At 47.9% G+C, this 23,648-nt stretch carries 18 protein-coding genes; 2 read left to right on the forward strand and 16 right to left on the reverse strand.

From position 1 onward, the window contains the following. Positions 1–31 precede the first annotated feature (31 nt). The 15 genes from AC58UX_RS17145 to AC58UX_RS17215 form a co-directional block, all read right to left on the reverse strand. Positions 32–772: a peptidylprolyl isomerase gene (locus AC58UX_RS17145; protein WP_497254780.1), complete on the reverse strand. Its 741-nt coding sequence runs from the start codon at positions 770–772 to the stop codon at positions 32–34. 245 nt (positions 773–1,017) lie between these two features. After that, positions 1,018–3,573 carry a transglycosylase domain-containing protein gene (locus AC58UX_RS17150; RefSeq protein ID WP_497254782.1) on the reverse strand — a complete coding sequence of 852 codons (2,556 nt, stop codon included), beginning with the start codon at positions 3,571–3,573 and terminating at the stop codon, positions 1,018–1,020. Between the two features lie 260 nt (positions 3,574–3,833). Further along, positions 3,834–4,073 carry an RNA chaperone Hfq gene (hfq, locus tag AC58UX_RS17155; RefSeq protein WP_497254784.1) on the reverse strand — a complete coding sequence of 80 codons (240 nt, stop codon included), beginning with the start codon at positions 4,071–4,073 and terminating at the stop codon, positions 3,834–3,836. Between the two features lie 66 nt (positions 4,074–4,139). Continuing rightward, positions 4,140–5,111 (reverse strand): tRNA (adenosine(37)-N6)-dimethylallyltransferase MiaA, encoded by a 972-nt coding sequence (gene miaA, locus AC58UX_RS17160; protein WP_497254902.1) that lies wholly within the window; start codon positions 5,109–5,111, stop codon positions 4,140–4,142. Beyond that, a complete protein-coding gene (locus AC58UX_RS17165) occupies positions 5,102–5,878 on the reverse strand; it encodes a class I SAM-dependent methyltransferase (protein ID WP_497254786.1) in 777 nt (258 codons plus the stop codon). Before AC58UX_RS17165 ends, miaA begins: the two co-directional genes overlap by 10 nt. Positions 5,879–5,882: 4 nt before the next feature. After that, the gene (mutL, locus tag AC58UX_RS17170; RefSeq protein ID WP_497254788.1) at positions 5,883–7,970 is read right to left on the reverse strand and encodes a DNA mismatch repair endonuclease MutL; all 2,088 of its coding nucleotides are present in this window, start codon (positions 7,968–7,970) and stop codon (positions 5,883–5,885) included. 3 nt (positions 7,971–7,973) lie between these two features. Then, on the reverse strand, positions 7,974–9,413 hold the full coding sequence (locus AC58UX_RS17175) for a S41 family peptidase (RefSeq protein WP_497254790.1): 1,440 nt from the start codon (positions 9,411–9,413) through the stop codon (positions 7,974–7,976). Positions 9,414–9,460: 47 nt separating this feature from the next. Continuing rightward, positions 9,461–12,118 carry a DNA mismatch repair protein MutS gene (mutS, locus tag AC58UX_RS17180; RefSeq protein WP_497254792.1) on the reverse strand — a complete coding sequence of 886 codons (2,658 nt, stop codon included), beginning with the start codon at positions 12,116–12,118 and terminating at the stop codon, positions 9,461–9,463. A 199-nt stretch (positions 12,119–12,317) separates the two neighbouring features. Continuing rightward, on the reverse strand, positions 12,318–13,787 hold the full coding sequence (locus tag AC58UX_RS17185) for a putative amidoligase domain-containing protein (protein WP_497254794.1): 1,470 nt from the start codon (positions 13,785–13,787) through the stop codon (positions 12,318–12,320). Between the two features lie 173 nt (positions 13,788–13,960). After that, positions 13,961–14,530 carry an outer spore coat protein CotE gene (cotE, locus tag AC58UX_RS17190; protein ID WP_497254796.1) on the reverse strand — a complete coding sequence of 190 codons (570 nt, stop codon included), beginning with the start codon at positions 14,528–14,530 and terminating at the stop codon, positions 13,961–13,963. Positions 14,531–14,644: 114 nt separating this feature from the next. Continuing rightward, positions 14,645–15,604: an aromatic acid exporter family protein gene (locus AC58UX_RS17195; RefSeq protein WP_497254798.1), complete on the reverse strand. Its 960-nt coding sequence runs from the start codon at positions 15,602–15,604 to the stop codon at positions 14,645–14,647. 75 nt (positions 15,605–15,679) lie between these two features. Next, complete coding sequence (locus tag AC58UX_RS17200; protein ID WP_497254800.1) at positions 15,680–16,504, reverse strand: ABC transporter permease; 825 nt, start codon at positions 16,502–16,504, stop codon at positions 15,680–15,682. Continuing rightward, positions 16,497–17,270, reverse strand: a complete 774-nt coding sequence (locus tag AC58UX_RS17205) for an ABC transporter ATP-binding protein (protein ID WP_497254802.1) — start codon at positions 17,268–17,270, stop codon at positions 16,497–16,499. The genes AC58UX_RS17200 and AC58UX_RS17205 overlap by 8 nt, the downstream gene beginning before the upstream one ends. 52 nt (positions 17,271–17,322) lie before the next feature. Beyond that, a complete protein-coding gene (locus tag AC58UX_RS17210; protein WP_497254804.1) occupies positions 17,323–18,336 on the reverse strand; it encodes an ABC transporter substrate-binding protein in 1,014 nt (337 codons plus the stop codon). 467 nt (positions 18,337–18,803) lie between these two features. Further along, complete coding sequence (locus AC58UX_RS17215; RefSeq protein WP_497254806.1) at positions 18,804–20,324, reverse strand: carboxypeptidase M32; 1,521 nt, start codon at positions 20,322–20,324, stop codon at positions 18,804–18,806. 135 nt (positions 20,325–20,459) lie between these two features. Between AC58UX_RS17215 and AC58UX_RS17220 the strand changes: the two genes are divergently transcribed. Both AC58UX_RS17220 and AC58UX_RS17225 read left to right on the forward strand, forming a co-directional pair. After that, the gene (locus AC58UX_RS17220) at positions 20,460–20,783 is read left to right on the forward strand and encodes an iron-sulfur cluster biosynthesis family protein (protein WP_497254808.1); all 324 of its coding nucleotides are present in this window, start codon (positions 20,460–20,462) and stop codon (positions 20,781–20,783) included. Positions 20,784–20,833: 50 nt separating this feature from the next. Further along, entirely contained in the window at positions 20,834–21,412 is a 579-nt protein-coding gene (locus tag AC58UX_RS17225; protein ID WP_497254810.1) for a beta-class carbonic anhydrase, read from the forward strand. 61 nt (positions 21,413–21,473) lie between these two features. On the opposite strand, the gene AC58UX_RS17230 is transcribed toward AC58UX_RS17225, so the two are convergent. Then, positions 21,474–23,627 carry a hypothetical protein gene (locus AC58UX_RS17230; protein WP_497254812.1) on the reverse strand — a complete coding sequence of 718 codons (2,154 nt, stop codon included), beginning with the start codon at positions 23,625–23,627 and terminating at the stop codon, positions 21,474–21,476. Positions 23,628–23,648 lie beyond the last annotated feature (21 nt).

A 23,648-nucleotide genomic window follows, 5' to 3' on the forward strand; every position in this document is an offset into this window, starting at 1 on the left:
TATCCAGCATGAAAGCGTTATTTATGTTAGTTTATTTTTCTTTGATGGAAATGGTGTTAATCGTTACTTTCTCTTTTGGCTTACTTGGAGAGGAATCCGCACCATTCGGATCTCTTTCCACTGGTGTCTCGGCAATTTTGGTAATGGTAGCCATACTATCTGCTGTCACTTTTCCGAAAATGGAGTAATTCGGCATCTTATTCAATGACGCGCAATCCGCCCCTGAACAAATGAAAAATTGGCTTCCATTCGTGTTCGGTCCCGAGTTCGCCATCGCCACAGTACCTGGCTCATACGTATGACTTGTCTTCAATTCATCCGCAAATTTATAACCTGGGCCCCCTCTTCCTGTTCCTTGGGGATCACCGGTTTGAATCATGAACGTTTTGATAATACGGTGAAACGTTACATTGTTATAGAATCCTTCTTTAGACAAAAAGACAAAGTTGTTAACTGTCTTTGGTGCTTCCTTCGCGTACAAATCAATGGTAAACGTCCCTTTGGAAGTAGTTACCTCAGCCTGATACGTTTTGTTCGTATCAATGATCATGTCAGGCGCTTTGCTCCACTGCTTAGCTGCCCCAGTAGAAGCAGCAGGCGATGCAGCTGCCGTCGCTGACGCTGTAGGTGCCTTCGTGGCAGTGCTCGGTGTTGCCGTACCTCCAGCCGTTTCCGTTGGCTTATTCCCGCATGCGGACGCAAGCAGGGTTAGGGTAAGCAAGGAAGAGGTGAGCAGCATTTTGGGCTTCATGGATTTGGCGAATAGATTCATCGGTAGAGCCTCCAGATAGAATTTGTTTGAAAAGTAGGTTACTTAGCCGTCTGTGGCTAGAACGCGTCAGTTTAATGCTCAAGTATCTGGGCACTATCCCATTGGCTCAGGATGGATCAACCCATGCTGACCTGAGCGATGGGGATAGTGGCGATAGCGCCTTTTTGGAGCAATAAAGCTTGTCCTTCGCCGGCACAATAAGGCCCTTTCGAGGCCCTATTGTGCTCGCGCAACTGTCTTCCACCTTACGTACCAGTCTTCGGCTTATCGTCGTTCGGCTTGATTGACGGAGTCGGTGATGGGCTAGGCTTCGGGCTCGCTGACGGGCTCGGACTTGGGCTAGGCCCATTCTCCGATCCGTTGCCTGGTTTGATCGTTGCCCCTGGTGATGGCGATGGACTTGGCTTCCCGCTAGGTGAAGGAGACGGTGATCCCCCATTCCCTGGCGATGGCGACGGCGAGATCGACGGTGTTGGCGATGGAATGCCGCCGTTAGGAAGCGAATCATCCTTAGGAATTTCGATAGTGGCGACGTTCGACATCGCTCCTGGCGTATTCGAACTCGTCTCCAATGGTACCACGTAATATTGGTACGTTTCGCCACTATTAATCGTCGTGTCCTCAATTTGTGATTTTGGTGTCTGAATAATCATTTTCGCTTCAGCCTCAGTTGAGCTTTTGCGATATAATTGGTAGTTAACCTTATCGCCTAAAGAGGTCCACGTTATTTTCACTTGTTTGACTTCTGGGATATACGTGGCTGCAACATCCGAAATGCCAGACGGCGGTTCCTTCAAATCATCCACATTCGCAGGCTTCACGAAGTTCGTAACCGGCTTGCCTTCCAAAGACTTCGACATGATCTCCCTGAAAAGTGCTGCCGTATTTCCACTTCCGACGGTCACATAGTGCTTGGTATCGACTTTATCGAAGCCTTCCCACACCGCTGCAGTCCATTCAGGCGTATAGCCAACAAACCATATATCCCGATCGTACTGTTCGATGCCCTTAATATCAAGTCCTGTTGAACCTGTTTTCCCTGCAACCGGACGATTGAACTTCGCTTTAACACCGGTGCCGCCAGTCTCAACAACGCCCTGTAACAACAAGGTCATATAGTAGGCTGTGGACGGCTTCATCACTTGCTTTTTCTCCGGCTTATAAGCAACAATTTCTTTGCCTTGCGCGTCGGTGATGCGCAGAATGGCATGCGTCTTATTTTGTACGCCTTGATTCGCAAACGCAGTATACGCACTAGCCATTTGCAATGGCGATACGCCGTCAGTCAAGCCTCCGAGCGCCACCGCTAAATTTTGATCCTTCTGATCATTTAAGGTGGTTCCTAACTTATTAGCAAATGCAGTCCCCGTTCTAACACCCATTTTACTTAATAACCAGACAGGTGCCAAATTGTAGGATTTCTTGACCGCTTCGAACATCGTCACTTGCCCATGTGTCTGACGATCATAGTTTTGCGGGGAATACGAACCGAAAGACGTCTGCGTATCATCTAACAACGAATATGGCGTATAATTACCACTCTCTAAAGCAGGGGCATATACCGCAATAGGTTTAAAAGACGAGCCAGGCTGTCTCTTCGAGTACACACGACTGAACCCCTTGGCCTTATAATCACGACCGCCGATTAATCCCATGATTCCACCGGTTTTATTATCCAAAATAACCGTTGCACTCTGGATTTTCTGACCATCGGATGCGTCCTTTTGGAATAAGCTCGCATTCGCATAGGTTTGTTCAATCGTTTTTTGGGCTTTAATATTCATGGTTGTGTAAATCCGGTAGCCTTTGGTTAAAAGCTCATCTTCTTCGATACCGTACATCTCTTCCGCTTCATCCACGACGTAGTCAACGAAAGAAGCATATTCCTTTGTACTGGAGCCGGAAGGTGCGGGCGGTACATAATCGACTGCAGCGGCTTTGGCACGCTCAGCCTCCGTAATATAACCCTGATCGGTCATGAGTCTTAGCACAACGGCTCGACGTTCTTTCGATAAATCAGGATGTGTTAAAGGCGAGTATCGAGAAGGTGCTTTTGGCAAAGCGGCAAGTGTCGCCATTTCCCATACTTCCAAATCATTCAAATTCGATTTGTTAAAGTAAACTTTGGCTGCTGCTTTAATGCCGTAAGCATTACTTCCGAAGAAAATACGATTCAAATATTTCTCCAGAATCTCATCCTTCGTAAACCGCTCATCGAGAGCAAACGCGATCGACATTTCCGTACCTTTTCGGAAAGCTGTCTTTTCCGAGCTAAGGAATACGTTTTTGGCAAGCTGCTGGGTAATCGTACTTCCGCCTTCAACATAACTCATGTGAATAACATCCGTAACAATTGCGCGACCGATTGCTCTTAAATCAACACCGGAGTGCTCATTGAACCGACGATCCTCGGTGGCGATGAACGCTTGCTTCAAGCGCTCAGGAACATCTTTGATATTCACGCTCTCCCGATTCTCACCGCGATAAATCTTTGAGATCTCCGTGGCCGGTTTGTCCTTCCCATCCTTATCCTTACCTTCTTCTTGGGCATAAATAAGGGTGGACTCTGTCGTGCTGACGATTTTATCAATATTGGCATCCAAAATTTTAAAACCGCTCATGATGACAATAATATAAATTCCCATCGCACAGATAACAGCTACAATTGCTGCAATGATGGAGCCCATAATAAGCTTACGTGCATTAAATCGCTTCTTCTTAGAGCCGCCTTTATTACTACTCTGTTTCGGCTCCCTTGGCTTGGTTTGCGGCGTGGATGGATGTCTCGTAGGTTTATCCATATTCACCAACTCCCTTACGTATCGTTCTCTAGTTAGAAAAAACTGAGAAAAACTTCTATCGAAGTCCTTCGAAGATGAGCGACCGCGTTTAAGCGGTTGTTTTTATCGCCAATAAGAATTTGTATTTCCGAGCCTCGGAAAATTATTAATTCTTATGTGGTAAGAAAAGAACAACCTCTATTCAAGGTTGCTCCCAAAAGTTTCTATTCGGTTAGACGTTTCAGTCCATTAAAAAGTTGCAAAATGACGGGATATACGGATTATTCCGTTCCTTCTGCAGCTGCCATTAACGAAACAGCACGCTGTGGCGTGAAGGTAGAAATGGCATGCTTGTACACCATTTGCTGACGGCCTTCGCTGTCAATAATAATGGTGAAGTTGTCAAATGCACGAATAAGTCCTCTAATTTGAAACCCATTAGTTAAATAAACGGTTACGGGAATGCTTTCTTTACGCAGCTGATTTAGAAAATTGTCCTGAATATTAATGGATCGGTTCATCAGTATGTCCCCCTTAATGGAATGAAACTTTCGCCAGATGGCGCTATTTTCTAATGGTGATATTTGTTAATTATATTCTATTTTATGTACAAACTTTCCTGCTAGTATATCATTAATCATTTCGAAATGGGCAGAAAAATTTGCTGTATCTGTTACATCAACCCAATTGATGTCCTTCATATGCCGGAACCAAGACAATTGACGCTTCGCAAATCGGCGTGTATCCCGCTTCAGAAGGGTCACGGCCGCCTCGAAGGTGAGCTCATGCTCCAGATAACTAACAATCTCTTTGTAGCCTAAGGCTTGCATTGAAATCGCTGACTTCGGCGTGCCTGCATCCAGCAGCGATTGCACCTCATCCACCAAACCTTCTTGAATCATCGCATCAATGCGCTCTTCAATCCGCTGGTAGAGCAGCGCGCGATCCATAGTGAGCCCGATAATACATAGTTCGTAGGGTGACTCTTTTTTCTGGGAGGCTAAGTGAGCAGTCATCGTTTCTCCAGATATATGGAAAATCTCAAGTGCTCGAATCACACGTCTCCGGTCGTTCGCATGCAATCGGTCAGCACTCTCAGGATCAATCTCACGCAGTTTGCCATGCAGGGCTTCTTCCCCATGCGTATCCGCGAATCGTTCTTGCGCCTGTCGGAACGCTTCATCCATGCTGACATCCGTAAACTGATAATCATAACAAACAGATTCAATATACAGCCCTGTGCCGCCTACGATAAAAGGCAGCTTGCCACGCGAGTGAATGTCGTGGATCAACGCTTTGACTCGCTCTTGGAATTCTGCTGCTGAAAATGGGTACGACGGCTCATGAATGTCAATGAGATGATGCGGGATCAGCTTTTGCTCCGCCTCGCTCGCTTTGGCGGTACCAATGTCCATGCCACGATAAACTTGCATCGAATCACCGGAAATAATTTCACAATTGAAGCGCTTGGCAATTTCCAAGCTGAGTTTGGTCTTGCCAACTGCGGTGGGACCAAGTAGCACGAGTAATTTCGGCTTGGCTGATGGGGCTAACACAATCGAATCACTCCATACGTTGTTTTCGTTGTTGATCGTAACACATGCTCAAACCCGAGCCGAGCAAATTCAGTGCTGTCTCTGCTTTCCTTGAGCACAATACTTTTGCGCGCAACGCGCTTTGCTTCTGCAATGGAATTCAAACTGACGGCTTCATCGTTCGCACGATGTCGAAGCGATGAAATCGCATGTGACTCCTCAATCGGGCTGCGAAACATGGGGTCAAAGTACACGACATCCACGCTCTGCGAGTCTAATTGCTGCAAATAGGCAAGATGATGTGTTCGCCTGACCTCAATGCGTCTCATTGCTGCATTCAGCTCAGGTATTTCTGACTCATACTGCACTAAACCTTCTTGGATCAGCATCGCAGGGATCTCTGCACTCTCCAGCGCAGTGACATGACCTTCTGAGCCAACGGCATAGGAGAAGACGATCGCATCGGATGCCAGCCCTGCTGTACAATCCACGATACGGTCTCCACTTGCAGCACCTGATGCTTCAATGAGGAGATCAGTTTCGCCTCGCTGCATCCGTTTGACACGAACGAGCGACATACTCGGATGGAAAAATACTGCAGGTTGATCCTCTTCATAGTACCTGATCTCTTCTCTAGTCACAAGCAGGACAGAATTATCCTTATAATTTCTCCTAAGAAGTTCCAAAGAATACTTCTTTCGGGGAACAATTCGGCCACCATATAAAGCTGATAACCGTGCGGCCTCCGCTACCAATTCGGCAGACGGATTATACGAAGTTGTTACTAACACAGGGTTACATCACTCGCTTAAACATTTTTTCTAACTCATAGGTCGTAAAACTTACTACAATTGGTCGTCCATGCGGACACGTATACGGATTGCGGCATCCTGCAAGCCGGTCGATTAACGTCTCCATCTCCAAGGTGCTAAGGCTCTGGTTCGCTTTAATGGATGCTTTACATGAGCACATGATTGCCGCTTTCTCACGCAGCTTGGCGATATCAAGCGCTTTGCGATCTGAAATAATCAGCTCACACATTTCTTCGACGATCCCCTTCTCTTCCCCTGCCGGGAACCAGTGGGGATGCGCTCTTACTAGGAAAGTGTTCCCGCCAAAGGCCTCCATATAAACGCCAACTTGCTCAAATAGCGCAAGCTTATCCGAAATAACTCCTGCTTCTGATGGTGTAAATTCCAAAGTGATCGGTACGAGTAATTCTTGACTCGCCTCAGCAGGATTGCCAAAACGCTCATAAAAATATTCATAATTAATACGTTCATGTGCCGCATGTTGATCAATGAGGTACAAGCCCGTTTCATTCTGGGCAATCAAATAAGTACCATGCATTTGCCCGATGGGATCCAATCTCGGAAACGTTGGGAGCTTGGGCGCATCGCTCTCCTCACCTGAAGGCATCAAATCCATGAACGCCTCATTCGTTCGACGCTGCTGAATGGACGTGTTTCGATACGAAGCATCGACTGACGGCTTGTACCCCTGATTGGAAGATGGCGTCTTTCTAACGGCATAACTATTATCCGACGAGGAAGTCGAAGTCGTGCTAGAGCTAGCGCTAAAGCTAGGGCTAGAGAGGCTAGGGTTACTATTTGAAAAAGGTACAGTCGGTGCCTGCTGACGATAGACAGGGGCCGTTTCCCTCACTTGAGGTGGTGTCCACGAGTTGTCAGCTTTCTGCGCAGGACTTGCTTCATTCAAAACCTTCGAGTCATCAGCTTCCTTATGATCCTTAAAAAATTCTTCCTCCAGCTCCAGCAATGGACTGATTTTTTCTTTGGGAGGAGGTTCCACCGTACGCGTGAGCTCCAGTTGCTCTTGCACGTAAGCGCCTTTCGGCACTGATGACGTCGTCTTGACTCCCGTAGGAATCAGAACTTGTCTGCCGAATAGCCGCTTCACCTCGGCTTCGATCAACGCCGTAAGCTCCGCTTCCTTACTGAAGCGGACTTCAAGCTTGGATGGATGTACGTTGACATCCACAAGTGCAGGGTCCATCCCAATGTGCAGCGCAGCCACCGGGAAGCGGTTGATCGGCAGCAGGGTATGATAACCCTGCAGAAGCGCTTGATTCAACGCGAAGTTGCGTACATACCGACCATTGACAATGGTCGAGATGCCGCCGCGATTCGCGCGAGTCATTTCGGGCTTGGCAACGAAGCCCGTGATCGTATAATCCAAGCTTTCCACTTGGAGAGGAAGCATTTGTTTAGCAATTGCAGTGCCGTAGATGCCTGCAATGACTTGGAGCAGATCCCCGTTTCCTAACGTTTGGAGCAGCACATTGCCGTTATGTTTTAAGGTAAACGCAATCCCAGGATGAGCGAGCGAAAGCCGATATAAGTAATCCGAAATGTGTCCAAGCTCCGTCTGGATCGTTTTCATATATTTTAGCCTAGCGGGCGTGTTATAAAATAAATCCCGCACGGTCACTTCCGTTCCACGCGAAGCCGCTGTTTCTTCCACAGCGCGAATGGTGCCGCCTTCGATGGTGATTTTCCGGCCAAGTCCATCGCTAGTCGCGCTAGTAACACACTCCAATCTGGAGACAGAAGCGATACTCGGCAAGGCCTCGCCTCGGAAGCCCAGCGTACGGATCGAAAACAGATCCTTGCTTGTCGCGATCTTACTCGTCGCATGACGTTGAAAAGCTAATTCACAGTCCTCCAGCGCCATACCAGAGCCGTTATCGGACACACGAATGAGGGTTAAGCCCCCTTCTTCGATCGTGACATCAATCCGTGTACTCCCCGCATCAACCGAGTTCTCAACCAGCTCTTTCACGACCGATGAAGGCCGTTCCACCACTTCACCTGCTGCAATTTGGTTCGCAATATGCTCGCTTAAGAGCTGAATTTTGCCCATGGATTAATTCCCCTTTACTGCCTGTATAGAAACATTCTCTCCTTGATGATTAACCTTTAGCTGCGGAAAATAATCATCAAATAAATCGACATTGATATAGCTCATGCCATTGACAATCACCAGCTTGTCCGCTTCTATTGGAAACGCATGCGTTCCCTTCTCATCGGTAATGTCAACTGTGCGATTTGTATTATTCCAAGTAATCTTAGCCCCGATTAGAGCAGCTAGTCCTCGTGCTGATGCAAAAAACTTATCCTTTTCATTGAAGCTGCCGAAGCCATAACCAAGGTCATTGCCGTTATAGCTAACACCATGTTTTGTGAATAACACTTGGACATCCGAAATCCCTGTTTCATGTAGCGCTGTAATCAGCTGTGCCGCTACACCATCAACCTGCATATCAGGCGTAATGCCTACTTTGTTCACTTTTCGCTTATTCGGTGTTAAGTATTCTTCAATTGTGATCTTCAGCATGCTGGAATCCGGAAGCTTGAAAAGCTGCTGAACACTTCCTTTGCCAAAGGTTTGCATCCCGATCACTTTCGCTACGCCGTAGTCTTGCAAAGCACCCGAGAGTACCTCTGAAGCACTTGCGCTATTTTCATTGGCTAAAATATACACAGGGATCCCAAGCGGATTTCCATCTTTAATCGGTACGGGATCATCAATACCATTGCGATCCTGCGTATGAATGAGGACACCGTCTTTCACAAAATGCTTCGCAATGTTTGTCGCTGTTTCAAGATAACCGCCGGGATTGTCACGAACGTCTAGAATTAACGACTTCAGACCTTTGGCTTGCAGAGCACTTAACTGCTTGTCAAATTCCTCATCAGCTTCATCTGAAAAATCCGTAATTTGCACATAACCAACACCATTGGCAAAACTGCTGCTGTACACTTCTGGCGAATTTACGGCTTGGCGCGTTAGCTCAAATGTAATTTCTTTATCCCCACGTAGGACAGTAACCTTCACTTTGGTCCCTGCGACACCGATGATTTTGTTCCGAACCTCGTCAATGGACGTCGTAGAGGCAGGAACGCCATCAATCGCGCGGACATAATCATCCTTCTGCAAGCCAGCCGCTTCAGCTGGCGAACCTGGGATCGTTCTCGATACATAAACACCCTGATCATCAAGCCCAATAACACAGCCTACGCCTTCAAAGCTATTTTCTAAATAATTGGAAAAATCACTATAGTCTTGAGGCGTGAACAATACCGTGTAGGGATCCTTCAACCCCTCCAGCATTTGCTCAATCGTTTGATTCGCAAGCTGAGCTTCCGTAACGCCGCTGACATGGTTTTCGGCAAGCGTTTTTCGCACGAGGACGGTTTTTGCATCCTCTTGTGCCATCGCACTCACCGGCATCACGATGGCCAGAGCAGATGCTAGCGCTAAGGTAGCCTTAAAAGCTTTCTTGCTGACTGGTGATACTCTCATATGCCTCTCTCCGTTCCTTTACAATCTATCGTCTGGTCTAGTCAGGATTACTGCAGCTTTTGCTTCCATTCATACACTAAATTAAGCGCCTGTAGAGGCGTCATATTGATAAGATCAATGCCCTTCAACTGGTCGAGCACCAGTTGCGATTTGCCGTCAAGCTTCTTCTTGACGGCTGCTTCGGGTGGACTGTCCTCCTCGAAGAGGGACAGCTGCTTGATCGGCACAGCCACATGTTCCACTGTGGCTGACACTGCTGCTGCGGCCACGGGTTCCGCCGTGGCCTTCTGTGCAGGCGGCGTTGCTGCCGCCGCCCGCTCTTCAAAACCATTCAGCAGCGCATAGGAGCGCTGAATGATCGTATCGGGCAGCCCGGCGATTTCGGCACAGTAGATGCCGTAACTCGTGCTTGCTGCGCCAGGGATGAGCTTGCGCAGGAAGGTCACCTGCCTGCCGCTTTCTTTCACAGCCATGCAGTGGTTGCGCAGATGCACAAGGCTCTCTTCCAGGTGGGCGAGCTCATGGAAGTGCGTCGACACGAGCGTCTTGCAGCCGATCCGATCGTGAAGGAATTCTATGACGGCCTGTGCGATCGCCATCCCTTCACCCGTCGAGGTGCCGCGGCCCAGCTCATCAATGATGACAAGGCTCCGACTCGTCGCCTTCTCCGTCATGATCTGGATATCCATCATCTCGACCATGAACGTACTTTGGCCGCCGATTAGATCATCGGCCGCGCCGATGCGCGTAAAGATCCGGTCTGTGACCGGTATGCGCGCTGAGCTCGCGGGCACGAAACAGCCGATCTGCGCCATCAGGCAGATCACGGCCACTTGCCGCATATACGTACTCTTACCGGCCATATTCGGCCCGGTAATGAGCAGGATGCGGCCCTGCTCTTGGAGCAGGCTCGTCCCGTTCGCGATGAACGAGCCGTCTTGGATGACAGCCTCCACCACTGGGTGTCGGCCGTCTACGATTTCAAGATCGAAGCCTTCGCCGATCTCCGGCTTGCGGAAGTGATGCGCCGCGGAAACTGTCGCCAGCGATTGATACACATCGGCGGTGGCAATGACCTCCGCCAGCTTTTGCAATCTGGAGATATGCTTCGAAATCCGGTCGCGCAGCTCCGTAAACAGCTCATACTCCAGATCAATCATTTTATCCTGCGCTTCCAGAATGAGCGCTTCTTTCTCTTTGAGCTCTGGCGTTACATAGCGCTCTGCATTGGCGAGCGTCTGTTTGCGCTCGTAGCGTCCTTCTTGCAGGGCGGACATGTTCGCCTTCGTCACTTCAATAAAGTAACCAAACACTTTGTTGTAGCCGATTTTGAGCGACTTAATGCCCGTTGCCTCGCGTTCCTGACGCTCCAGCTCGGCAATCCATTGCTTGCCGTTCTTGCTCGCTTCGCGAAGCTGATCTAAGTAAGGCTGATAGCCTTCGCGAATCATTCCCCCGTCACGAATGGAGACCGGAGGCTCGTCCTCGATGGCATTGGCAATCCAGGACATCACGTCATCACAAACGTCCATATTTTCAACGAGTTTTCGCAGCGTTTCGGATCCTGATGTGGCACATAATTGCTGGAGCATCGGAACCTGCTGCAAAGAATGCTTCAACGCGATCATATCGCGAGCATTCGCATTGCCGTAGGAGATTCGGGCCACTAACCGCTCCAAATCATAGACTTCTTTCAGTGCTTGCTTCACATCGTCACGCACAATCAATTGATTGTAGAGCAAATTGACCGCTTCCAAGCGTTCTTCGATCCGCGCCACATTCATCAGCGGCTTCTCGATCCAGCGGCGCAGCATACGCGCGCCCATGGCGGTTACCGTTTTATCCAAAAGCCATAATAACGACCCTTTTTTAGCACGTTCACGAACGGTTTCAACAAGCTCTAAATTGCGACGAGTAAACGGGTCCATCGTCATAAATTGATCAGGCTCATAGATGCGTATGTGCTTCACGTGCGTGAGCGCTCTTTTTTGCGTTTCTTTTAAGTAGGAAAGTAACAAAGCAACGCCTTGTCGACTGATACTAGATAGCTCAGATAGCGCGGCATCTTCGGCAAAATGCTCATCCAGTAGCGCTTCGTCCCTATGCGTCCACTCCGTCAGTACCATATTGCGGCCCCATGCTGCGCCAGACTCGCGGATTGTCGTCAGCAAAGACTGATTCGTTACAATTTCTGAAGGGTTATACACATTCAACTCGTCGACGACGAGCTCCCATGAATGCGCAAATTGCGTCGTATAAAGCTCCCCTGTTGAAATATCGCACGCCGTAAATGCATAGCTATCCGCTTGGTTTACCAGAGATACGATATAGTTGTTGACAGATTCACCAAGGAGCTTGCTATCCATCACTGTACCAGGTGTCACAATCCGAACGATTTCGCGGCGCACAACACCTTTCGCCTCAGCGGGATCTTCCACTTGCTCACAGATCGCGACTTTGTACCCTTTTTCAATTAATCGGGACATATAGTTCTCAGCTGCATGGTGAGGGACGCCGCACATCGGAATTTTCTCGTCACCGCCGCCTTCACGGCCTGTTAACGTAATTTCTAATTCACGTGACGCATTAATCGCATCTTCAAAAAACATCTCATAGAAGTCTCCTAAACGAAAAAACAAAAAAGCATCTGGAACCTGTGCCTTAACGGCTAAGTACTGCTGAATCATCGGCGTATATGTAGCCAACTTGTGTTCCCCCAACCTATTCCAAAATAAATTTGAACTCTTTGAAACTATCATTCTTATTTTCATCCATACACAGCCTAGTAGACATCGTTCTGCTTGCCGCAGGTAATTGAACTCCAGCAAGCAGATCGAGGAAATCGTGTACAGCCTTTGCTTTCATGATCTTTTTCTATAAACCTATCATGCGATAGATAATCTATTATAACATGATTCCTTCGTCAAAAGCTTCTTTACGCACCCCGGGTGCAATTTTCCAAGCGGACCGAATGTCCGCCTTCTCATCCCACGACTTCATCGAGGTGATCTGCAAACGAAGACCTTCCAGATCAGCCGCGTGGACCTCGTAGCCCTTCAGCTGCTCCAACTCTTTCCAAAGCTTCGCGACCTCATCTTGCAGCCTCCGCTTATCACCGCTGTAATACGCAGCTTGCACATCCGGTTCTTGAAGCGGCTTCCGGGTCAGCTGCCAGTAGTTATTCACGATCAGCGAGGCAAGTGCGAATACGCCTTGGGTTACGACAGGAGAGGCCAGCCAGCTCGGCAGTGTACGGTATTCAAAGCCCCCGTGTGACTTCTTGCGGTAGTCGCCAAGGTAGCCGTAGCGCGGTCGACGCCCACGTGTAGATTCGTCCTCGATCAGGATTAGCGGCAGCGCGAGATAATTATCCAGCGCCCGCAGCAGATGTCCATTCATCCAGCAGCGGCTAAAATGCACATGCCCGCCTAACGGGTATCCCCGCACGGGCATCCCGCCCGAAAGCCAAGCGAGGCTTTCGTCGTTGATTTTTCGCGCGGCGAGCCCCATCGTTGCTCGCACGTTTCTTGTGAGCTGCAGCGGGTCCACGCTGGGCTGCGGGCGTAGTTCAGCCAGCGGCAGAATGACGCGATGGCCGCTTAACACGATGGCGTCGCAGCCTACGGCGCCATCCCGGGTTAGGAAGCGGTCGGCGAAGACGACCTTGCCCTGCGGGTTCACGAGCAGGAACTCTGGATCGCAGCCGAGCATCGCTCGCTCTTTCCGTTCCAGCTCTTTGGCAAGCGATTGATCATAGAGATCGATCGCTTGTGCGAAGAGCTGCAGGAGCCGCCCGTTCAGCTTCGGAACGGGGTCTACGTCCAGCACAAGCGTATGCCCGCTTGGCGTTATCCCAATCGTGACAAGGCCGTAATCTAAGCCGAGTGCGTAGATCGCTTTGACCGACTCACGGCTTGCTCTGCGCGAGTGGAAGTTGGTCTGGGCTGGCCCAACCTCTATGTAGGCTGCATTCACGCTTAGTTGCCGCTGCTGCTGCAGGGTCTTCTCCGAAAGCAGCAGCGTCTCCTTTTTCTCATAAATAAGCAGCGTTTGAAGATGAAAGACCGCCACTTTATACTTATGCGTAAATGTCTCAGCTTCTCTTTTCCCACGCGCTACGGCGGCTTGTGAGGCCATTGTTTTCATCCCATGAAGCTTAAGCAGTTCATCCCGCTTCTTGCGGTTCTGTGCACGCATGATCGCTTTAATGGGCTGCAGAGCAGGTTGGTGCGGATACTCATCATGCGCTGCGCCCCAATGAATGATCATTCGACCCTGCCAGTTCTCAGGAAGCCGGGTACCGCTGGGAATGCGGCTGCGCTCCGCGAGCTCAAGTGCTTCTTTTTCCTGTGCATGCAGCAAGAAGGTTTCCAAAGCAAACACCCCTCATTTCACATCGGGCTCACGCCTGCGCCTGCCCAAATGTGCGAATACAACAAAAAAGAGGGCAAATGCCCTCTGCCGAACCTCTTCAGCCCGCATATAATGGCGTATAAGATTCCTTAGGAGACTTTCCGAAATCAAGTATCGAATTTCTGAAAGCTCCCTTAATCCAGTTCATCCTCAAGCAGATCGGCGTCCAGATCCTCAAAATCCCCATCGCCACTGTCATCGAAATCCACGTGCTTGTCGTCGAAGTCATTGCAGCCGTTGGTGCAAACGACTACACAGACTTTCGTTTCGGCAACAAGTTCTACTTGGAACTCACGTTCCACCCGAATGATAACGCTGTTGCCGCTGGATGATACGCTGGCTTCAACGCAATTCGGCTCTTGGGTGGCGACAGCTGAGACTTCGGCTGTCGTCGACTTATGTTTTTTGTCCAAGTAGCTTAGTCCAACAATTTCTACATACGATACGGTTTCTTTTGCTACGTCTGTTTTGGTGTTACGATCGTAAGAATACCAGATGTTGATATCGTAAGTACCAACTACCTCTACGCCCTCTCCAGATGAATGGACTGCCTCGAATTGGTTATTAATAATCCAAGCGCCCAAAATACTGGTTGGAGAAAAAGGCGGAGTCACGGTATGACTTACATGAGAAAATTTGCGACCTTTACCGCAGACAGCCTTTGTAATGATCTCTCTGCATTGCAAATCTTTATCTAATGACATCCTTTCAACCTCCTCCATACAATCATTCATTACAAGTGTATGCAGGACAGTAGTCTAGAGTGACAATTATTTTATATTATTTTTGGGATTCAAAAATACTTATATCTGTCAGAGTCAACCCGCCTCCGGACGGTGTTTTTTTTGCTTTTTGGCAATAGATAAATAGTGCATTAACTCTCTGTTAAGCTGTAAAATCGCTGATCTCACTTCGAATTCTTCGCGACTCTCCGGCAATGGCATTCCCTTGTAACGGGCATTCAGCTCTTGCAATCTTTTCTCTGCATCCCCCGTATAGTAGTCTTCCTTCACAGTTTGGCTAATATCTTCGAAGATCGCAGCAACCCACTCCCCTTGGGGTAAAGTCTGATACACCTGAGCAACCAAATCCATCATCCGCTGAATCGATTCCAGTTGCTCGCCTCTCATATAGAAGTACACGCGCCAGTAAGGATCTCCACCAATCAGCAATGTATTATCCATCGAACGTTTCGCTAAGCTTGCACCGCGCTCAATGACCTCACTGACTTCCAGCAGCTCTTTCCCATCCCATATCACCGTAAAATCCCGAAGATGCTGTGCAATGTTGATAAAAATGTCAGAAAATAAACTTTCTATTTGTTCTTTGTGCGCGATGAGGGCGCTGTCCGCCTTCGGCATATAGGCAATATTGATCACCGTTGCGGAGCCTAATCCAATCACTAGTAACAACAATTCATTCCACACTGACGCCCAGCCCGCTGATTCATAGGCAAAAAGATGCAGCATCACGACGGCTCCTGTAACCGCCCCCTCCGTAATCCGTAAGCGCACGAGAACGGGAAAAGCGATCAGGATAAATAAACTAACGACCCAAATATGAAAGCCGAGTACGTGAAATAAGAGCGATCCGATGAGTAGTGCCAGAATGGAAGCCGCGATGCGGTGAAGGGCGCTTTGGATGCCTTTCTTTTTCGTCACCTCAATGCCCAAAATCGCAAGAAGCCCCGCTGCTGCTGGTGTATGAACCCCTAAAATATACGCCAAATACATCGCGATTATGACGGCCACGGCTGTTTTGAGCACGCGAAAGCCCATAGTTTTTCACCTCTTTACAGGTTTTTCTATGGGCTCATTATTTCATTTTGATTTCGATGTGGCAAGCCTTTCCTGCTACCTATGCTTTGTTAGTCTCTTCTCTAGGTTGGCAACAAGCTGGTACATCACTGTAGCGACTAAGGCGATCACGAATAGCGTGGATATTACCAAGGTGAAATTGAACACTTGAAAGCCGTATATGATTAAGTACCCCAGCCCCTTCTCGGATACTAGAAATTCACCGACGATGACGCCGATCCAGGCCAAGCCTACATTTACTTTTAGCGTAGAAACAATGGTTGGAAATGAAGCGGGCAGAATCGCTTTAAGAAATACTTTTCGCTGATTGCCTCCGAATAACTTCACGACCTTAACGTAGTTATGGTCCACTTCCTTGAAGCTACCGTAGACGACAAGTGTCGTGATAATGACCGTAATCGAAAGTGTAGTTGCGATAATCGAAAGCAAGCCAGGGCCAAAGCCTACGATAAACAATGGTCCCAGCGCTACCTTCGGCATACTGTTCAGCACCACAATGTACGGATCCAGTACGCGTGACAGAAATGGCGACCACCATATGACCACTGCTAGTGCCGTTCCAAATATTGTCCCGAGGAAAAAACCAATGATCGTCTCTTCCACCGTCACCGCAACGTGAGGAAGAAGCGTCCCGTCAAGCAGCTTTTCCCACAGCAGTTGAAATACCTTGGTTGGATAACTAAAAAGCAAAACATCGATCCATTTCAAACGTGATGCGAGCTCCCAGAGGGATAAAAAAAGCAGCAGGATAGCGAGCTGCCAAAGACGGACCCACTTCGTTTCTTTCTTTTTCGCTTTCAGATAACGTTGATGTACGTCCTGTTTTAACTTTTCATCTGGTAACTGGCTTTGGCTATCCATGCTGCACACCCCCAAATTCCTGCCAAATTTGTCGAAATAGTACATGAAATTCAGGCAATTCTCTCGCCTCAAAAGGTACTGCAGCCCTTACCGCCTCAGGCATCAGGAAGGACTTGCGAATGCGCCCCGGATTCGGTGCCAGCACAATAATTCGGTCGCTCATGGCGATTGCTTCTGAAATATCATGCGTGACCAAAATCGCTGTTTTCTTCTTCGCTTGTAACGTCTCAACAACCAGGTCCTCTAGTTGCAGCTTCGTTTGATAGTCCAGTGCCGAGAAAGGTTCATCTAATAGAAGCAGTTCTGGTTCTGTGGCCAACGTCCGAACGAGAGCTACGCGCTGGCGCATCCCCCCTGACAACTGCCCCGGGTAATAATCTTTGAAGGCGAGAAGGCCCATCTCCTCTAACAAGTGGAGTGCTCCCTGCTTTGTCTCTTTCGTCAGCGTGCCTGCTATTTCCAACCCCATACAAGCATTCGCTTCAATGGTTCGCCACGGGAATAAGTAGTCTTGCTGCAGCATGTAGCCCACTTTAGGCGATGGACCCTGCACGCGATGACCTGCTACAGTAATCTGGCCTGAAGTAGGCGGGAGGAGTCCCGCAATGATCGATAAGAGCGTTGTTTTGCCACAACCGCTAGGACCAATCAGACTGATGAATTCGCCTTTCGCAATGTCAAAAGAAATGCCTTGTAGGGCAAGCGTCGCTCGCTCCTCTGTTACGTAAACCTGTGTGACATCTCCAACCTGTACAGCTGTGTCCATGGCGCCTAACCTCCTCTTATCTCCATTTACTGTGACTCCTGTTGCCGCTTATTTATTTTTTGACGTTTGCTTTCGCTTTTTCCGCAAATGAATTGTTCACTAGCTTGCTCCATGCTATTTTCTCTTTCAGCTCTCCAGCTGATGTCATCACATCGAGTAAATTGTTCCATTCTGCTTCATCTACAATGCCATCCGTAGCGAAGGAGCCTTGATCCTTATAGCGTTTCACGACATTTTTTACAATCGCAACATCGATATCTTTAAAATAAGGCAGAACCGCTTCCGTAATTTCATCTACGCTTTTGGCGGCAACCCACAGCTGCGCTCGTTGAATCGCATTCGTGAACTTCTGAATCGTGGCCGGGTTCGCTTTGATGAAACTTTGCTTCGACATAAAGACGGTGTACGGCAGATGTCCGCTTTCTACACCGAAGGATGCAAGTACATAGCCCTTGCCTTCTTTTTCAATGATTGACGCTTGCGGCTCAAAAAGCTGTACATACTCACCTGTTCCAGAGGCATACGCCGATACAATGTTCGCAAAATCAATGTTCTGAATCAGCTGCAAGTCTTTCTGCGGATCGATGTTATGCTTTTTCAGCGTGAACTCGCCGGCCATTTGCGGCATGCCACCTTTTCTTTGTCCGAGGAACACTTTCCCTTTGAGTGCATTCCACTCCAATTTATCCACTTTGTTACGGGCAACTAGGAACGTTCCGTCTGTTTGTGTCAGCTGAGCAAAGTTGATCACCGGATCATCTGACCCTTGCTGTGAGACGTAGATCGATGTTTCCGATCCTACCAAGGCGACATCAATAGCGTTCGAGAGCAGCGCGGTCATCGTTTTGTCGCCGCCTGGCGTCGTTGTCAGCTCCACGTCGAGCCCCTCATCCTTGAAAAAACCTTGCGATAACGCCACATATTGCGGCGCATAAAATAAGGAACGCGTCACCTCACCAATACGCACCTTTGTTGTTTCTTCCGTTTTCGATCCGCATGCTGTAGCGATTAAGCTTAAGAGCAGAACAACGGATAAAGTGAATCCCCATCTTTTCCGATTTTTCATAGGACGTCCCTCCGATTTGAATTGTAATGTATCGTATGCAGGAGCCCAGACGTCGGTTAATGGTTCTTCCAGAAAAGCACAAGAAGCTGATAATATTTGGGATTTAAGCGAAATAGGCTGATTTTGTTGTGCGCGCGTACGAAGACAAGTTGGGGGGGATTGGCGACTTCTCTAAAGGCAAAAATGCTAAAGTGCAACCATTTGATGTGGCGTGAGGCGCAGGTGAAAAATAAGTGCGAAAAGGCAACTATTTTTCAAGAATGGGCTCGAAATGGGATGAAATCACGAAAATGAGTGCCTATTTGCATCAATTATGCTTAAACGCCCGCAAAGTGCTGATAAAAGATGCCTATTTGCAACTTTGACGCGGAGGTGGTGGGTGATGCTCGGCCGCAAACAACTTGCATAACAAAAAAACAGCCCCCACGACGAATCAATTCGTCGCGGGTAGCTGTTTCACTCACCTACTAAATCCCATACACTTCCGAATACTTCTCTTCCAGATATGCCACCAAATACTCCGGATTTAACGGCTCGCCGGTAACTTGTTGAATAATTTCGTTCGGTGTCAGCAGCTTGCCGTGCTGGTACACCTTCTCAGTGAGCCACGCTTTGATTGGCGTTAGATTGCCTTCAGCAATCAGACTATCAAAGTTTGGCAGCTCTTTACGCAAGGTGTTCGTGAATTGCGCCGCGTACATGTTCCCAAGAGCATACGATGGGAAGTAGCCGAATGCGCCGCCGGACCAGTGTACGTCCTGAAGGACACCTTCGCCGTCATTCGGAGGCGTAACGCCCAAATACTCCTCGTATTTGGCATTCCACGCCGCAGGCAAATCCGCTACGGCAATGGAGCCGTTAAATAAGCCTTTTTCGAGCTCATAGCGAATCATGATATGTAAGTTGTACGTAAGCTCATCAGCTTCAATGCGAATCAAAGAAGGCTCGATATGGTTGATGGCGCGGTAAAAATCCTCTACGCTGACATCATCAATTTGCCCGCTAAATGTTGTCTGAAGCTCGCCATAGTAGCGCTCCCAGAATTGTTTGCTGCGGCCAATGACATTTTCCCAGAAGCGGGACTGCGACTCGTGAATCCCCATGGATGTACCCGTGCACAGATTTGTGCCCACGAGGTCCGTTGAAATATTTTGTTCATACAGCGCATGTCCGCCCTCATGAATTGTCCCGAACAAAGCCGAGGTGATATCATTTGGCAAATAACGCGTCGTGATCCGCACATCGCCTGGATTTAAAGCCGTTGCAAAAGGATGCACGGTCTCATCCAAACGCCCCGCTTCGAAGTCATATTGCATCTGCTTCAAAATAGAAAGCGAGAATTGCTTCTGCTTACCGATATCAAATTGCTGGTCTAGGAAAGCACGATTCGGCTGGTTGGCCGAAGCCGCAATCCGCTGAAGCAGTGGAACTGCTTTTTCACGCAAGGTACCGAATACCTCATCCAACTTCTCAACCTTCATCCCTGGCTCGTACATGTCCAGCAGGGTGTTATATTTATGCCCTTCATAGCCCCACAGCTCAATAAATTCCTGCGTAGCTGCAACGATTTTTTCCAAATATGGCTGAAAAGATGCCCAATCCGAATTATGCTTCGCGCCTTCCCATGCGGATTCAGCTTGCGAAGTTAATACGACATAGGCTTGATATTTCTCAGCTGGAATTTTTTTGCTGCGATCGTATTCCTTTTTGCATTCCTGCACCATTTTGCGGGAAATAGGATCTAGCTGCTCCAGCTCAGCTGGCTGCATGAAGAAATCGACATAGCTGCCCATCTCATCTGAGGTGGACATCCGGAATACTTCGGTGGAGAGCTCACCGACAACCTCAGAACGCGTTTCGATCCCTTTTTTCGGAGCACCCGTGCGCATGTCCCAATAAATCAAAGAGATTGCCTCTTCGTACTGCTTCATTTTACGAACATAAGCTTTGAACGATGCCAATTTGGCATTTACAACACCAACACTCATGTGCTCAGCTCCTCCCAAATGTTTCAATAATTATCATACTTCCAACGAGGGCTAGAATCAAATTTGTGGTAGAATAAGGACATGCCTTGGAATGACAGGCTGTTTTTTGTGTAACTATACGAGGGAGATGAACATATGAATATCACGTTTACCGATACAGCTAAACAACGATTAGCACCATTTCTCGAACAAAATAACACCTTATTAAAGCTCGTTTTTGATACTGAGGGCTGCGGTTGTTCCGTAAATGGCGTACCTACGCTATGGTTGGTCACAGAGGCAAATTCTGGTGATATTGCTGCAGAGACAGGCGCATTCCCATTGATTTATAAAGCGAAGGACGAGATCTTTTTCGAGGAGAATATGAAAATTGACTTCCACGAAGGAAATAAATCCTATATACTGAAGAGTAATAATCAGATTTACAATGCGGGTATGAGCTTAGTCGATAAACGATAACGCTGCACAACATAGATACGCAGCACATCAACTTTCTTGGAGGGAATACCATGACTTTGATTAATGAGATTTTGAGCTACAACAAGGATTTCGTAGAAACGAAGCAATATCAAGAGTTTCTGACCACCAAATTTCCAGACAAAAAAATGGTTGTCGTCACATGTATGGATACACGATTAGTTGAATTGCTGCCCAAGGCCATGAATCTACATAACGGAGATGCTAAAATACTTAAAAATGCCGGCGCGATCGTCTCTCACCCATTTGGCAGTCTGATGCGTAGTATTATTGTCGCTGTCTATCAGTTGGAAGCGGACGAAGTATTCGTCATTGGTCACTATGATTGCGGGATGACAGGTCTTAACTCGGATGTTGTCATTGCCAATGCGAAGGCCAGAGGCATTTCCGACGATGTCATTGAAACGTTGGGACATGCTGGTATTGACCTGAAGAAATGGTTAACAGGATTCAATCATGTACGTGATGGCATCGAGAAAAGCGTAAATATTATACGAAATCATCCATTATTACCGAAAAATCTTCCCGTTCACGGCCTGATCATCGATCCGGAAACTGGTCGTTTAGATCTAGTTGATGCGGCTTATCCCCCATCACCAGAGTCGCTGTAAACTAAAAAGAGTAGATCCAGTTCACACTGGACCTACTCTTTTTTCATTTCAACCGATTAGCTTATGGCGTAATCGTTCTGATCAAACGTTTTGCTTCCCCATTCGGAGTGGCAATCACTTCATAAATGTTAAAAACAGAATTCGAAGTAATTTGCTCGGATCTCACATTCGTAAATTCTAGGAATTGAACGCCGGACATAATTTTTTGCTGACCTGTGAAGGTCATAGTTTTGGAGCTCAACAAACGTCCTTCTGTGTCCACAACTTCAAACAAGAGTGAAGAGAAATTCGCATCCGTGATCACTTGTGCTTGACGCTCCAAGTCCAGATCTAAGCGTAAACGGTAACCATAGGAGCCGTCTTTGCTATAGGTAGTGCTGAGCGTATAATTGTCAAAGTTGATCGTAAATGGATACACGGAGATAGGTCCTGTTGCTGGAACTGGCTGCACTTCTGCTTTGTATGAACCAATGGCCAATCGACTCGCATCGTACAGATTCAGCGCAAGCTTATCCGCGTCTTCTGTATCTGGCACCATGTACGAGTAGTTCAAAACATAGCTTGTGTTCGGAGCGATACTCTTCGCCACATTTGTTTGACGAACCCCTGCATAGGTGTAACCATCTTCGTTTGTTAAATCCGTTTGGAAATCCGGCAACGTCAATGTTGTCGTCCCTTTATTCGTCAATTTATATTTTCCAACAATTGTCTTATAGCCGAAGTCTGAGTTCACACTCATACCAAACTCAACGAGCGACAACCCAAGGTTGGAGTCGATGCTATTCGTCGATGATAATTTAAAAGCATCACCGATCTTATAATCTTGCGCAGCCGCATAGGTTGTAGCTTCACCAGCAGCACCTGCACCAGCAAGCGAAGTAACAGCTACTGGCAAGGATGACGCTTGTTTCGTGCTATCCGAATTGCCATTACTGCCAGTACCGCCTGTACCGCCTGTACCGCCTGTACCCGTTGATGGCGTTGTGGAAGCAGCTGCAGCTTGTTTCTCCAGCACAACAAGTTGTAAAGCTTCAGCGCTTAGCGCCGCAGGCACTACGCCTTGGAAACGGAACGTTGTTGACTCATTTGGCGATAAATAAGAAGCACGCACCGCGTTATCACTGGATGTCACACCAACATTGCCTCGATTCGCTTGGAACTCTGCTGTCAAGTTAGGAATTGTAATAATGCCATCACCCTCGTTGGTCAATGTCACATTCGCTTGGACATGCAGCCCATCGGTTTGTTGAACGGCCGTTGCCCAAGAAGTCGAAATGACAAGACCATTCAAATCTTCATTCGCTTCGGGATTCGGATAAGCCGCGTTGTCGCCAATTTTGCCTACAGCAAACGTTTTCGCTGCATTCAGTGTACCTAAGACCGTCGTTTTCACTTTGCCTTTAGGTGAGAACAATAAGGACAATTTATTCGTATCCAGCGAAGCTGGTACGGCTGCTTGCAGCTTCACTGTCACAGGTTGCTCAGGAAGCAATGTGCCCACATTCGTAACAAACTGAGCACCATAGGTCAATCCTTTGCTGTCTTGGAAATTGAGTTCAAGACCCTCTGGCAGTTTTACACTGGAGCTGCCCTCATTCGCTAATGTGAGATCCGTGTAGACCATCCACACGCCATCTTTGTAGACTTTATAGCTTTGTCCAAGCTTAGCGGTAACTAAAACTTCTTCAGCCAAGGCAGTATCAATTTCTTTTAAATTAATAACCGCTTGCTGCTCCTGCGTTTGCCCCGCTTCAACCATCGCAGATTCGACAGAAAGTGCTCCGATGTCTGAAGTCGAATTGTTATTCCATCTAAAAATATCGACCTTCAAGTCACCCGGGGTAAGATTGTTAGGAATTTCTGACGTAAACTTAAACGTTCCCGTCTCTCCTGCCTTCACACGCGCAACGACCTTTTCATTCAGCTTTGCTGTGTAAGTAATGCCATTCGTATCCAATACTTTGACACCATAGTTGTTGAAATCCACCGTATAATCACTATGATTATTCAAGCCTAATGAGAAACGAAGCGAGCCATCCTCCGCTCCTACCGATAACGAGACTTTGTCCAATGTAAAATAGACGGAATCACTGAGAAATACGCCTTCCTTACCAGCGAAAGCTGAGGTTGCCAGAGGAAGTGTTAGGAAGCTTGCAGCAGTTAGCATAATTGCTGAACGGCTGAGCAGACGTTTCATCTTACGTTGTTGATTCACAGGGAGTCCTCCTTGTAGATA

This window comes from Paenibacillus sp. J22P90 (assembly GCF_059692195.1).